This is a genomic window from Paracidovorax wautersii (assembly GCF_900113035.1).
GTDB lineage: Bacteria > Pseudomonadota > Gammaproteobacteria > Burkholderiales > Burkholderiaceae_C > Paracidovorax > Paracidovorax wautersii.
This window is the reverse complement of the sequence record NZ_FONX01000030.1, coordinates 1-14,327: the sequence shown is the minus strand read 5'-3', so window position 1 is coordinate 14,327 and position 14,327 is coordinate 1. Positions and strand designations below refer to the sequence as shown.

Annotated in this window: 11 protein-coding genes; 1 reads left to right on the top strand and 10 read right to left on the bottom strand. The window is 59.4% G+C overall.

Annotated features, from left to right (window positions below; all coding sequences use genetic code 11):
• On the top strand, nt 1–415 hold a 415-nt coding region (locus BM070_RS24905; protein ID WP_175518590.1), incomplete at its 5' end, for a hypothetical protein.
• Nucleotides 416–543: 128 nt separating this feature from the next.
• Here the strand turns inward: BM070_RS24905 and BM070_RS24575 are convergent.
• The 10 genes from BM070_RS24575 to BM070_RS23215 all read right to left on the bottom strand — a co-directional run bounded on the left by BM070_RS24575 (nt 544) and on the right by BM070_RS23215 (nt 14,311).
• The gene (locus BM070_RS24575; RefSeq protein WP_175518589.1) at nt 544–1,923 is read right to left on the bottom strand and encodes a hypothetical protein; all 1,380 of its coding nucleotides are present in this window, start codon (nt 1,921–1,923) and stop codon (nt 544–546) included.
• An 83-nt stretch (nt 1,924–2,006) separates the two neighbouring features.
• Complete coding sequence (locus BM070_RS23245) at nt 2,007–4,187, bottom strand: hypothetical protein (RefSeq protein ID WP_092942559.1); 2,181 nt, start codon at nt 4,185–4,187, stop codon at nt 2,007–2,009.
• 547 nt (nt 4,188–4,734) lie between these two features.
• The gene (locus BM070_RS24570; RefSeq protein WP_139222948.1) at nt 4,735–5,961 is read right to left on the bottom strand and encodes a hypothetical protein; all 1,227 of its coding nucleotides are present in this window, start codon (nt 5,959–5,961) and stop codon (nt 4,735–4,737) included.
• A 128-nt stretch (nt 5,962–6,089) separates the two neighbouring features.
• Complete coding sequence (locus BM070_RS24565) at nt 6,090–7,436, bottom strand: pyocin knob domain-containing protein (RefSeq protein ID WP_139222947.1); 1,347 nt, start codon at nt 7,434–7,436, stop codon at nt 6,090–6,092.
• Between the two features lie 124 nt (nt 7,437–7,560).
• Entirely contained in the window at nt 7,561–8,418 is an 858-nt protein-coding gene (locus tag BM070_RS23235) for a hypothetical protein (protein WP_139222946.1), read from the bottom strand.
• A gap of 57 nt (nt 8,419–8,475) precedes the next feature.
• Nucleotides 8,476–9,627: an AcrVA2 family anti-CRISPR protein gene (locus BM070_RS23230; RefSeq protein ID WP_139222945.1), complete on the bottom strand. Its 1,152-nt coding sequence runs from the start codon at nt 9,625–9,627 to the stop codon at nt 8,476–8,478.
• Nucleotides 9,628–9,764: 137 nt separating this feature from the next.
• Nucleotides 9,765–10,553 carry a hypothetical protein gene (locus BM070_RS23225; protein WP_139222944.1) on the bottom strand — a complete coding sequence of 263 codons (789 nt, stop codon included), beginning with the start codon at nt 10,551–10,553 and terminating at the stop codon, nt 9,765–9,767.
• 109 nt (nt 10,554–10,662) lie between these two features.
• Nucleotides 10,663–10,965, bottom strand: a complete 303-nt coding sequence (locus BM070_RS25035; RefSeq protein ID WP_217648969.1) for a hypothetical protein — start codon at nt 10,963–10,965, stop codon at nt 10,663–10,665.
• Nucleotides 10,962–11,279, bottom strand: a complete 318-nt coding sequence (locus BM070_RS25030; protein ID WP_217648968.1) for a transposase family protein — start codon at nt 11,277–11,279, stop codon at nt 10,962–10,964. Before BM070_RS25030 ends, BM070_RS25035 begins: the two co-directional genes overlap by 4 nt.
• On the bottom strand, nt 11,279–14,311 hold the full coding sequence (locus tag BM070_RS23215; protein ID WP_139222943.1) for a hypothetical protein: 3,033 nt from the start codon (nt 14,309–14,311) through the stop codon (nt 11,279–11,281). Before BM070_RS23215 ends, BM070_RS25030 begins: the two co-directional genes overlap by 1 nt.
• Nucleotides 14,312–14,327 lie beyond the last annotated feature (16 nt).

Here is a 14,327-nt window from a genome sequence, read left to right as displayed (position 1 = left end):
CACCGACGCGGGCATCGAGCTGGTAAACGCAATTTGCCATTATGCGAACGCCCGGTACCAGCAGTCCGCCGAGGCGCTTTACCTGTCCGTTTTCATGTACCCGCCAATGAGGCACATCATCAGCGTTGACTGGAAAGCCCTCGGTGAATCCGTGAACGATATGCACTCTAGTCGTGCCGTCTCTCCCGATGCAGAGACCATGATGGCCCAATACGTGAGTGCCGCGATGCAGCTTGATGGGCTTGAGCAGACTTTCGATAAGTGGCTTGCGCGCCCTGCAGTCGCCATTGCCGAAGACTCATTAGCGCGGGAGTTTCATTCGAACTGGCGGCAACCGAAAGGCAGTCTTGACCGATGGGATTCGGAGGTCAAGAGACATGCTGCTCTACTGTCCAAGGCCGCCACGCTTTCATAGCGGCCTACGTGCAGCCCTGACCTTGCCGCCAGGCCACATGCCGCCTCAACATCGAGGAATATTGGGAAACGGCGCACCAAAGAAAAAAGCCCCGGAACCGAAGTTCACGGGGCTTCCTGGTTCTGCACTCACATGCTGGGACTCGGTGAATCATCCCTGCTGGCGCCCATCTCTGGCACGTTGAATGGCAATGGCTTTACGCCTTTGAACCGTGCCAGCGCCTTGGACACATCATTGGCCGCGGCAACAACCTGAGTCAACGTCTCACCTACAAATTGCAGCCCTTCCCACTGGCAGCAATAGCCGATGTCTCTCATGACATCGTGCTTCTTTGCGGCAGCTTCAGCCGCCTTATTCAAGGCGGCGTTCACTTTGATTTTATAATCATCATCGTGTACCTTGCCATCTTCCCACCAGTAACTCACTTCTGCGAAATGCACTGTTCTGCTGGTCACAAAGGGATTCGAATCTGCTTCTTGAAGAACCGGCTTCACCTTTGCAGATTCCACATTTCCCTGTTCCTTTCGGATTTCAAGGTCGTCTACGGCATCACAGAAATGATTAATGGTGTCTGGATGAACGTCATTCGCCATGTCATCAAATAGGCCGCTTTCAGTAGCGCACCTCATTGCTTCCTTCAGCTGCCTTTTGACCGCTTCCTTTGCATCATCCTGCACCTTCCCCATCTTTTGAATGATTCGTTCGAGCACCTCCCACTCTTGCGTGCTGTGCGCCTTGATGAACTGCCTTGCAGCCTCATGGTGAGGTGCAGAGCCACTCACAACTATGCGCAAGGCATCATCATCGCTGTCGAGCTGGGCTCCAGGATTCTCATGGGCCTCATCAAAACGTTGGATTTGCCAAGGTCCACATTCAGAACCGCTTGTGTCCCAAATGTCCCAACCCTCACGATTCGCCGCCTCACGGTGCTCATCGCTCCAGGCCGGGGACATGCGGTTCGCATTGCGATCTTCCACGGCTTCTTGCCGCTCCCGAGGGCGCATGACACGCTCACAAGCTTCCCTGATTTGCTCTTCTGTCAACTCGATATTGAGCAAGTTGGCAGACTCCTCGACCGCTTCGCGAACCATGTCTTCATCCGGTTGGAAGCCGTACTTTTCTCCGCGCTCCAGAACGTCATCGATCACATCCTGCATCGATTCGTCAGCGGATTCAGCCAGTTTTCGATTGCTATCGGAGCCGAGCAACTCGTCAGCCAATTCGCCCAGGACGGCATGCACGGCCTGACGGCCATGGTTCAACTCGATCTCCGCGGCCAATGCCTGGGCCTCCTGGCCCGCAGGAATGCGGTCGGCCAGCAGAACGGTAATGCCGGCGGCCGCATCATGCACGGAGCGCGCGTCGGCAGGGGCTGCAGGGTGCTCGGCGCTGGTGGCCACCACTAGGTGACCGATGGTAGCTTGCAAGCCTGCAGCGTCGATCTGCAGGGTGTTTGCGATCACTTGGCGCAGGCAATCGGTGGTACTCATGGCCATGGAAGCAGGCATAGAAGATCCTCAGGTTCGCAACAATGAACCCCCGATTTTACAAGCCCCACCTGGCGCACTGCGGGCTTTTCCTGAGGCTCCTTTCAGAGGATGAGCCAGGCAGAGCGCAACAGGATCTTCAGTTCGCGAATCTGTTCGAGGTCGGCCGGCATTCGCTCACGAATCCATGATGCCACCGGTACTCCAGCGTCCCTGGCCAGGAACGCAGTCGCCAGCGCTTCCTTGAAGTCGATCTTGGACTCCCGCATGCGGCGGAGGACGCCCCTCACCTCGGCTGACTGCAACGCCTGCTCGAAGTCTCTGCAGATTGCCAGGGGAGGCTGCCACTTCTCCCGGCTGCCTGCTATAGCGGCATCCACGGCCAGCACCTGTCGGGCGTGGTCGAGCGCATCAGCCCTGCGCTTGAACTCCGCCATCTCGCGGCGTCGGTGCTCCTCTGCAGCCTTGCGGATGGCGTCGTGCCGCTGGCGAGCGTACTCGGCCGTGCCATAGTGGTGCCCGAGCGCCGGCGCAAGCTCTGGGAAGATCCATCCTATGAGGTTGTCGTGACGGGTAGGGCGACCAAACTGCAGCTCCCCCGCCTGAAGCGAGTCCCGAACCGCCTTACGGATGCGCAGATACTCCGTGCGCTCCAGGGGACTGAACACCACCCCATAGACCTTCACGGCGATCAGGATCAGGCCCGTGTGCACACGCACGCGAGGGGTTTCTGAGAGGGAGCGCAGCACATCGAGGACTCGGCGGGTATCCCGCTTGGCATCATCTTTCACTGCGGCCAGGGCGCTGAGCACACCGCTTGGCTGCAGCAACGGTGCGTCGTTGGCATCCCAACCGTTAGCCTTTAGCGCCGCGAGAATGGTCTGGAAGTCAATGAGCGAGGGGAGCCCTGAACGCAGGCAACGCTCGTTCTCCAGGACCAGCTGCAAGAGGAGCGCGGGGAGCTGCTTCGGTGGGGTGTCCCACACACGATCTAGCAGCGCGCGCCCTCTCTGCACTTCTGCGAGCATCTTCTGCAGCACGACCTCGCAGCGCCACTTGGCGTCCACCCGCCGCTCCGCCAAGCCCGGATGAAACAGCCAGCGCTTGCTGCCGGGGTTCTCCAGCACCTCCCATTTGAGGCCGTCGAGGGTCATTCGCCCGCTCCTGTGGAAGTGCGAGACGTCGATTTGCAGGCATGCGACGCCCTGGGCCTGGATGACCTGCAATTTCTCCTGCGTCACCGGATGGGTGACCACCACCTCGATCATTAAGGGGAAGTCATCCTCGGGCGTGCAGGCCCGGCACAGCACGTCCGGCACGATACGGCCCATCACCTGCTCCAGACGAACATCGACCATGCGCAGAAACCCAAACGGAAAGCCATAGGGCTCGCGCCACGTCTTGCCATCGGGTAGCTGGACCACCTCCTCGAACATGTAAGGGGGCACCTTCATGCCGCCGGCTTCCTCCAAGATGCGCTTGATCGTGGCGTGCAGTACCGACTCCGACTGCTGCGGCACCGTGAGTCTTTTGAACTCCTGGCCACTACCAGGCAGATGGTCCAACGCCTGCACCGCGGCTTGTTCCGCCTGGTGCATCGCCTGGGCCTCCAGAGCTTGGTCGTCCCAATGGCGCTGCCAACACAGCAGCCCATCGTCCAGCACGGCCTTGGCTAAGATCTCCTCCCGGGACCAAGACGCGATCGCCGGGTCGTTAGTTTGGACCGTGATGACACCGCTGTAGACGCCGGCCTCGTCAACCGCGAAAGCGCTCTCCAGTTTGAGGAGAATGACCCTGCCGTCATCGAGGGTCAGCCGTGCCGCCTGGCTGTCCACCCACTCGCGCGCGCGCACCAGCAACCGCGTCCGCGTGCCGAAGACCTCGGACTCATAGATCTGCCCGGAGACACCATGGATCGACGCACGCCGACGCGGCGGCGGGACGTCGATCTCCTCTCGATCGTAGAGCAACTGTAGGGCCGTCAGGTGCGCGACCAGCAGCAGGCATTGGTCCCGCTGCTGCCCCGACTGGTGCCGGAAAAACTGCCCTCGCGAATTGGCCTGGCGGAAGTACGCCCCATCGCGGCCAGCGTTCACGGCCTGCAGGTCAGACTCGCATGCGGGGCATATGCAGCCACATTTCAGGCCGGTATGGGCGCGGTCCAGATCGGACACATGCACGATACGCCGGGTTTCCTTGTTGATGGCCCAGCACATGGGCTTGTCCACGCGCAGGGGAGCAGGCGCTTCTGCAGCGGGCTCGGCGATTCGGTTGACCGGCGACATGACGACACTACTTTTTATGCATGCAGCATATGATGACGGTATCGGTCAGGATACCTATATTAAAGATATCTGGAACTGCGCAAAGAGAAATATCAGCATGAACGGAAATGCCCCATCCTCGCTACCAATGGGGACCTCAGAGTTCGAATTTCACATGCCAGGACTGGGCGTTTCATCCTGCGCCTTTACGGGCTCGTACTGCTCAGACACTTTGGCATGCAAGTGCTCAGCCAGCAATTTGCGCGCATCCGCAACATCACGATGAGCGCCTGAATGTGCATTCGGCATGCTGGCATAGTGCAAGACATGCGGGTATAGCGGCCTGCAGGCCCTGCGCATCGATCTGGATAGTCTCAGCGATCACCTGGCGCAGGCGGTCGGGCGTGGTCATAGAGGATGCGGACATAGTTAACCCTTGAAGTCACAACAATGGAAATTTGAGTGTGACCGTACACGCCTGACCATAAGGAAAACGGCTTACAACTGTGCAAAGCAAGAGGCCCAACGCGCGGAGCGCGTGGGGCCTCAAACCACACACCGACAAAGCTCACATGCCAGGGCCAGGTGCTTCGTCACGCGCCACAGCACGCACAGTCGCATCGAGCAAGAGCGGAGCACTCGCCGCGATCACATCAAGCACAACTTTTTTATCAAGCCGCTCACGTGCGTCCGCAGCACGCTGAACACTTGCCAGGATAGATTTGAGTGCAGCCCGCTCGCCGGCAGTGCCTACGCCCGTTTCGAGACCCAAGTAAGCCAAGGACTCGACATCGCCCAGCCCCCATACAGATATCACCAGATCTTCAACGACAAGCTCCTTGATATCCCACAGAGCCGATCGCATTGTTTTTACTACCTCGACGTCCGTGACCAATGATGTCACGTCATCATTGAGATAACAGCTTGCATACCAGCGGTCGTCATGCCCTTGCGAAGCCATGGATTTGATAGCAAATTTGGCATTCCTCAAATTCTCCGTCAATTCGGCGATGCGTTCCAGCAGTACCGCCTCACGCCCAGCACCAGGTGCAGCCTCACCAGCCGCAGCGAACTTCGCATCAAGTGCTTCCATGCGCCGAGCCCGGGCGGAAATGCGCTGCTGCTCTTCGCGTTGCAAGCGTTCCGCGGCCTCCAACGCATCAATCTGCCGTTTGAACGGCGTCCCGAATTGCAGAAGACGCACAAAGTCTTCAGGACCATGACCTGCTAGATCATTTCCTGTCAGATAAATCATCGATTCACGCAACGTATCAAAGACCGCCTGGAGCCAGCCGCTCACGCCTATTCCTTTTAGATCAGGCTCGATCTTTTTATCCACCGCCTCCTGCAAGGCGAACACAACGAGCGCCTTATCTCTGCCAGGCAGGCCCAATGTTCTCTCGATACGCTGCGAGACAGCTCTGAAGATACGCCCCTCAATACCACCCCAGGTATCCCATGCCTTCACCCCCCTGACAAGCAAACTCCAGTCACCGGGCTTCACGTTCCAGGCATGCTTTTGCGCAATCTCACGAAGCACCACTTGCTTCTCGATACCCGCAGGGATGCGATCTACAAGAAAGATTGTCGATGCATCTCGGCTCACATCTCCGGGCTCATACAAAGCCATCACGGTGCTAGGATGATAGGCCCGCCGCAGCAACTCTTGGTATTTCCCGTCGTCACTGGTTGTCAAAACAATATGCCCGACGCGCCGGCGCAGCTCATCGACATCCAGATTAATCGACTCGGCAATGACATTGCGCAGAATTTCTGCAGTAGTAGAGGACGGCATAAATTTGATCACAACAATAGAGCGGGCATTTTACCACAAAACCGCCCGATAATTTCCAATTATTTTCTAAAACAACAATATTGAATGCGTCAACCCAAAAAAAAGCCACCCGAAGGTGGCTCCATTAATTACTGATCTATGCAACGCGCATAGCAAACAGTTTTATAAACCGCCGGCGTATCCCAACCCAGGGTGGCCATGAGAACCCAATAGTTGTTCTCCGGGTAAACAGCACACCACTTATCGGATGATTCCTCCCCCCCAGCCACATAGAACCTGGAAAGGAAGCAGGCCTTGTGGGAGCCAATATTCAGATAACTCTCACCTCGTCCTTGCTGAGTGACACCGTACTCAGCATTGGCATTGAAATCTCCGCCTTGCTTCTTCCACTCTCCCCATCCCTGATTAGCCCAATTGGACTGCTGAGATCGAATCCAGACGGTGCCAGCATCCCCACCCGTCATCTTCGTCGCACGCTGAATGGTGTAATAGACACCCAAATTCACGTGGCGCATCACCTCAACAAATAGCCACTCAGATGTGGGCGCGTTCCCCAACCTATCCCCATTGTAGCAACCGTCATCCTGAATACCATTGAGGTCAGACCCTGAAGCGTATACACAACCAACCGACTTTCTCCAGGGCCCCCATCGTTGGGCAGGATCATTAGACTGCTCGGAACGAATCCACTCACGCCCCGAATCAGGGCCAGACATAACGGTAGCCCTCTGGATTACGTGATAATTGGTTAAATTCGGATGACGCAAAACCTCAACAAATATCCACTCATTCGTTGGCGCATTGCCCAAATCACGCCCGTTGTAACAACCATCCTTATTTAACCAATTCAAGTCGCCGGAGAAATACTGACAACCACCCGGCTTCTTCCAAGGCCCCCAACTCTGCCCCGATTCCGATGACTGCTGCGAGCGAATCCAGACCTGTCCGGGCTCCACCCCCGATGCACCAGTCATCGCAGTAGCTCTCTGGACTGTGAAATAGTTCCCATCGTTAAAGTGGCGCAGCACCTCAACGAAAAGCCAGTCCGACGTCCCCTGGGGAGCATTGGCCAACTTCTCGCCGTTGTAGCAGCCCCCGGTTTGAAGCCAATTCAGATCGCCAGAGAAGGGGACACAGGTGCCCTGCTTTCGCCAACGCCCAGACTGGCAGGAAAGCAGCAATCCAGAGCTATCCTTTGCAATTGTTCCTGGCGCCGTGCATCCACCGTCCAGCGTTACAACAGTCCCATCGCCCAATCGCAACGGCGTGCTCATCGTATTGAGCTTCGGGTCCCCTACATCTTCTCTATAGAGGTAAGGCGCGGCACCCGCAGAATGGCCGCCAGGGAAGTACCTGTAACCAGCCACACTTCCAGGGGTGACGACAATCTGGCCGCTCGCTTGCTGCGACAGCGCCAGCAGCGAAAATATCAACAGCAGTAAGCGGACGATGGTTATTCGAAGAGTTGGCTTCATTTTTGATGTGACGTGGCAAAGCCTAGCGATAGGTACTGCGAATAATTATCGCACCACCACCACAAAAATACCACCAAATCACGATGAAGTTCGCATCCCTACAGCATAGGGCCGCGGACCGCCATTACCGTTCCAGACCTGCGTGGTCGCGAACAGTTGCAGGTGCGGCATCCTGAGACCGCGTCGGTGCGACATCCTCGCCTTCCAGCATCCACTCCCCTTCCTCGGGCTGGTAGCCCAGGACATGAGAAGCGATCGCTCGGTCCATCGTGATGAACACGGAGATGTGCCTGTCACCGTCGCCAAGCTCCACCGAGGCACCCTTCGACGAGTATTCGACCCGCATTGCTTCTGCTTCTTCGGAGGTGTCGGCCGACCACCAGATACGGCCCATCATGGGTTCATGCGGCAGTCCCGCAAGAGCGCGCGTCATTGTCACGAGTTGGTCTCGGCCCGCGAGCGGCACAACGGTGCCCAGAAGCGCTTCGCAGGCATCCTCCAGACATTGTTGCAGGCGATCACGCCAAACGCGAACAGCGCCCCAGGGCGCCTGATTGGCGTCGCGCCGGACAGCCTCGAAGGCAGTCCGCGCCACGACCACCGCCGCCGGATCGTTCGCCAATCCGGCGCCCATCACCGCATCATGGATCTCTCGCTCGAAGCAGCCATGAGGCGCATCGGCCCACGCTTTTACCTCGTCAGCAAGATCTGACGCCCAGCCAGCCGGCGCTGCAGCTGCTCCGTGCCAACGCAGCAACTCCTCAGTTGCTGCGCGCAGTTCCTGCCCCTCCAACACGGAAGATGCGTAAAGCGTCGTGGTCCGCGTCGCTGGCTCGAAGGACGATCGGATGCCATGCGCTGGGCTGACGTCATCGACGGTCAGATGTCCGATAGCGGCCCTCACCTGCTCGACATCGATTTGAAAGAGGCTGGCCAGGGCCAAACGGAGAGCCACGGCGGTGGTGGCGGCAGGGATAGTCATCAGAGACCTCATCGCAACTATGGTTGCGCGATAGTAACCGAGCCTCTTCCACGACGGCTATCTCCCCGGAGCCGCTGAATCGTCGTGCGCCTGATCTTTTGGTGTTCGCACCCGGTGAACCACCGCAGGAAGGTCTTCTCGCCTCATCCCTGGCGCAAAGTTCACCTGAAGAGACGGAATGAAATGCACCACCAGATCCCGCTGATCCGCCGAGATCGTCTCTCCGTCCTCGGTCTTACGCGGGCCCACCCGGTAGGAATGCCAGTGTGGCCTGCGGAGGTGCGGTCGCAGCGCCCCGCCAGCCCCAGGTACACCGTCCGGAGTCGCGAGAAGTTCCTTCGCACGGCGTAGTTCACCGCCCATCCGCACACCCACCTCCCAGACCTGGGGATTGGAGGGGCTAAAGAGCCGAGTCCCGGTCTTTGTGCGGCGCGGCTCAGGACGCGTAGGCCGATCGCCAGAATTTCCCTGGATGTCGTTCTGGGTGGCGATGAAGAGCGTCAACGAAAGGATGGCACGGGTGACACGCGCTAGATCATCCACCGTCGCATTCGCTTCAATAGCATCAATCTGTAGGCCCATACCACGAGCAATCGGATCGTCGATCAATGACAGCGAAGCAGCCCGATACTTCGCCATGACAGCGTCGAGTGACCAGCTTCCAAGCGGAAGCGTGACAGCGGCCACGACGGGAAGCTTCCTTCCAGCGGGAGAGTCGATGTCGAACAGTAGTGAAAGCTCATGCTGGCTCTCACTATTGTCCATTGCGAAGTCGTTCATCACCCACGCACCGCGACAGCGCATGTCACCCAGGAAAGAAATCTGGTTCAGCTCGATGTAGATCGCCCACTCAGGTAGCTTGCGCAACAAAGCTGCCGGAAGATCGCCCTCCAGAGGGGATGCGATCAGTTCCTCCATGAGCGACGGGTCGAACCTATAGATCCCCTGGGTCTTGCCCCAGGTCCCGAGAATCCGAAGCTCCTCCACCTTGTTCTTATGCAGAGCTGCATCATGCATGATGGCCTCTGGCGGCACATTCTCCATATAGCTATAGAGCCCCATCCAGACATGCTTTGGCAACAGGTACTCAGCTGGCCATGAGCCAGAACGAGCCATTTTTCCGAACGCCACTTCATCCACAATTTGTCCCAATTGCGGATACTGCTTCCCCAGTGCGACGAGAGCCTCTTTCGCAGGATGCCCAATCATTTTTATCGCCTATTCCAAAAAAATTCTTGTAAACCGAGTACCATCCGGCCGCTGCCATCCTCCCTCGGCAGCACCCTCCCTCCCCGCAAGGGGAATTTGGCCCGCCCCGTGCGGGCCTTTTCTTTTCCTGTGCCCGTTCAGTAAAGAGCGGCATCAGGGAAAACGGGGCGACGATAAATCAGGGTCATGAGAGTATCAGGGGCCGGAATGAATTGCGCCTTGCGCTTGGGACGCTTCACCGCCATGAACCGGCCCGGAGCCACCTCTTCAAGCAGGCCGAATCCAGCGGGCACCTCCGCAGGATCGATCAGCGCGGCTGGCGTCACGAACCACGACGCCTCCGCGAGCGCCATGGACGCTTGGCTCTTGGCCGGATTCCTCAACTCACTGCGGAAGTCGCTGACAGAACGTTTCACCTCGAAGGTTTCCAACTTCGCAAGTCTGGCCGTGGGCGTGTATGCGGCGGCGAACACATCTACTCGCACGGTGGTGGGCAGCACCGTCGTGATGCCCGTGCGCTCATCGAAATAGAACGGCTCGCCCACGCGGTTGAAGGTGCCATCCTCCAGCGTCATCTTGCCCTTCTTCTCTCTGAGCCAATGGGCGAGGCGTGAGGCGAGGTCATGGTGTACGGCAACTGCGCCGCGTCGCTCCTCGATCCGGCGGCGGACAAGAGCATCGCCTGCCGGCGTGAGCGCCAAGCGAATGCTCGGGTGACCCCATCGCGACTCCGGCTGCGGGAGGACTTCCACTAGCCCCGCAGTCACCAACACCGCATCGTGTCCTTCGACCTTCGGCATCTCAGCAGGCCGCCCCAGGTTGAAGATGAACCGCAGCCGTTTGTAATGTGACGGTTTGAGGTCAGTCGCTTCAGCAAGTGGAAGTACCGCTGCAGTGGCAGCCTTGACAGAGACCGGATGGGGCATCGCCGCAGCCTCTAAGCATTCATTTTTCACGTATGCACCATAAAAGTATCGCTAATTTTAGATGCTGCCATGAGAATTCGGCTATTCGTAAAAGCGTGTTGGAGCGGGATCAAAGTTCACCCGCCTCGATCATGCGGATGAGTGTTGAAATGTCCGCGCCGTAGTTCTTGGGCGGCGCTAGTCCCTTGTGTTGGTCAGTCTCCTTCGGAGGCTTCATTGCCCGCACCTTTTCCAGTACGGGCAATCCATAGCCCATCGCGTCGTCGGGCAATGCTCTGCCAATCTCGGCAGGCTCTGCTACGCGCTTTCTCTCGAACTTGGGTCTTGCCTGCTTTCGGCTATGGATGCCCTCGGTGAACAGAATTTTCGCCCGCAGCGCCTCGAACGAGTAGCCGCGCCCCAGCCGGTTCATGGCCCGATCCACTTCACCAGCCGGTCGGTCATCATGCGGTTCTCGGCGAGCAACGGCAGGGCCTGTGAGAAGGTTTTTCCGCAGGCTTGGCAGCGAAGCCGCTTGGTGTCGATGTAGATGCCCACGCGCTTGCCGTGCATGGGCAAGTCCTTGAACACCTGTTCACGGGTGCCCCACGAGGTCAGGCGGTCGGACTGACAATGCGGGCAGGCAGCAGTCACGCCCACCGGCTCGGTGGTGACGTGGTAGTCGTGAGCGGCTTCTTCGACCCGCAGCACTCGGTACTGTGGGAGGTTCAGGATATTGGCGGGCATTAGCACCCCTCCACCACAAACCACCGCTCGTAGCCTTCGGGTGGCTTGGGCGCGTCGGGAAGCTCGGTGGCGGGCACGGCGCGATGCGGCGCGCTCACCCACTCGCCAATCGCTGCGCGAGCATCGTGACGGGTCAGGTAAACACGGTGCGACGAGCTATAGCCACTGTGCCCTTCTGGCTGCACCGACTCGACAAGCTGCTTGATCTCGTTGTCGCGGGAGGCTGACCAGAACGAACCATCCTCGCCCGGTGCCTGTGCTCCGGGGCAGAGGTCAAGCCAGTGGTGGTACTTCGGCAGGCTCTCGCTGCCGGCCAGCTGGATCTCGCGCACGCGCACCGGCTCGTAGCCCTCGGGCAGTTCAATGCCCAGCAGGGCGTCGAGCGAGAGGCGACCGTTGGCGTCCAGTGCGCCATCAGCAACCCAGACCCGAGCGTGATCCTTGCTGCTTTCGCGCCAGTTGTCGAACCAGTCGGCCAGCAACGGGCTGTGCTTCTTGCCATGCACTTCCTCCACACCTATACCGATACCGCTGTGGACGTAGACGCCACGTCGGTTGTCGGCCAGCGCAAGGGTTGTTCCGATCAAGCTCCACGCCTCTTTCGACAGCTCCTCGTCGAAACGGCTGCTGGCGCGGCCCTTGTTCGCGAACGGCTTGATGAAAGCGGCGCGTACCCGCTCCTTTGCCTCATCGCTGGGGGCCAACCTCGCCAGCAGAGCGTGCGCATTGTGGACACCCACGCACAGGTAGCGCAGTTCCTTCGAGCGCGGGTAGTACACCACGCCGAAGGGAATGGCGATGGACGGGTTCTGCACGTACTTGGAGTTGCCGAGGATTGCGCAGCGGACTCTGCGCCAGTCCTCGAACTGCCCCTCATGCTCGCCCTCGCTCATCGTCGTCGTGAACGGCTTGAGCAGCGCGGCGAACAAGCCCGCCTCGGCCATGACCTCGGCCTTGCGTTCATAGGACGGGAACGCCGAGGCACGGCTGGCCCAGTCGTCAGCACCCTCCCACTGGTGCAGCGTGGTTTCCGAAGCCGCTTGCTGGGGCAGCGAGGCCCAGCGGCGGCTCTTCTCGCTGTACTTCGACTTGCCGCGTTCGACAGTAATGCTATGCACCCATGCGTGCCGCTCAAGGCGGTCATCGCATTCTTCCGGGCGCGGGGCGGCGTACACCACCAGCTTCGCGCCACCGGACAACACCAGACGAAGCGGCGTCAGGCCGATCTCCCGCACGAAGTCCTCGACTTCGGAGATGCGGCGCTTTCCTTCACCGGCCAGCATGTACATCTGGTCGAGCAGAGACTTCCATGCGGCAGGCGCAGAACCGCCCTCGAACCGGGGCAGCGGCTTGCCACGGTTCGCAGCGCGCCACGCGATCACGGCTTGGCCGATGATCGACTCGCGCTCGGACGGGGCGGCGATGTTGCCGTCTGCCAGTGCTTGGGCCAAGCGCTGGCGGGTGTCCTGCTCATCGGCGCGCTCGCGCTCGATGAACTTCAACGCCAGCTTGAAGAAGCGGATGTAGGAGAGATGGTTGCTGCGACTGCCCCGATGATGGATGTACCAGTGCAAGTCCTCCGGCTCCACCGCGTCAAGGCACAAGAAGGGCAGGTCGGTGTAGTCCCACCGGCTGTTCTCGAATCTCGACAGGTTGACCTTGCAGTTGAAGGTGCGATCACTGTGAGAACTGTAGGAGTAGCCAGATACCTCCACGTCCACGCAGAAGCCATCGCCTTCCTTGTAGGCCACGGCGATGCCGGTGCGATCCTTCGGGGTGTAGCGACGGTCGTAGCCGCGACCGTGGCGGTCACTGTTTTCCTTGCACGCGCCGGGCGCGGTGTCGGGATTCATCACCTCGTACCAGTTGCACAGGACTCGCGAGCCAGAACGCAGGTAGGCGTTCTTCTCGTCGATCCACTTGGAAACCGAGGGGCGATCTCCGCCCGGCAGCATCGTGCTCTCGTCGTCGTCGCACAGGAAGCGGCAGTACCGCTCCTGAAAGTCCATCGAGACGAACTGCATCGACTGCGGGCCTTCGTAGAAGTCACCGAACAGCTTGAAGCGATGGTCGAGGCCACAGACCAGCAGCAGGAAGCGCTTGTAGTGCAGCGCGAACTGCTCGTGCTTTTCCAGCTTGTCGGTGTAGGCCACATCCTCGAACTTGATCTGGCTTCCATCAAAGCCCCGGAAGATGCGCTCCTGATCGTCCTTGGTCGGAAACAGCCGGGCGGTGCCCAGATGGCTTTCCACGGGTGAGAACACCCGATGGATGTTCATGCCGTTGCGAACCAGCAAGAACACCTTGCGGTTCTCGTCGTTGCGAGCCATGTTGGCCCACTTGTCGCCATAGTTGATGTAGCGACGGGTCACAGCCATCACGAGCACGCAGCGCTCGGTCGGGAAAATCTGGTTCACGAGCCCGTCGTGCTTGCGCAGGGCCTCGAAGAACAGGTGCTCCTTCTCGAAGTCGAACCACTCATCGAGATCAGTCCACACAGCAAGCTCTTCGTCCATCAGCAGCTTCTTTTGGACGAAGGTCAGGGGCACATCCTTCGGAGCGGCTTCGCCCTCACGAACGGACTGCACCTCGACATCCTTGCCGACGTAGAGGTCAAGTGACTCGATGCCTTGGAGCAGCTTGGCGACGTAGGTGCGCACGTCCTCGGTGTGCGCTAACGCAGCGGCGGCCTGCTCTTCGTAGAAGGGCGTCATGGCCTTCACCGTCTCGGCAATCTCGGTGGTCTTGGCCTGAATCCATTTGGCCTTCACCGTGGCGATCTGGTGCTCGCGGTTCGCAGCCTCCTTCATGGCTGCGATGCCCTCGCTGGTGATGCCGGTGCCGATGGCATCGGCCACTGTGCCGGTGGCGAGTGAGACGATGCTGCTGCCCGGCGCGGGAGCGACCACGGGCAGAGCAACTTCACTTCGCTCGCCGCTCGCATCCTCATCATCGCCGCGCTCGGCGGCGGCCTTTTCAGCGGCTTTCTCGGCCTGCTCGCGCAGCCCGGCTTCCACGACGTTCGCCAGCAAGACCGGGTTGCTCTGC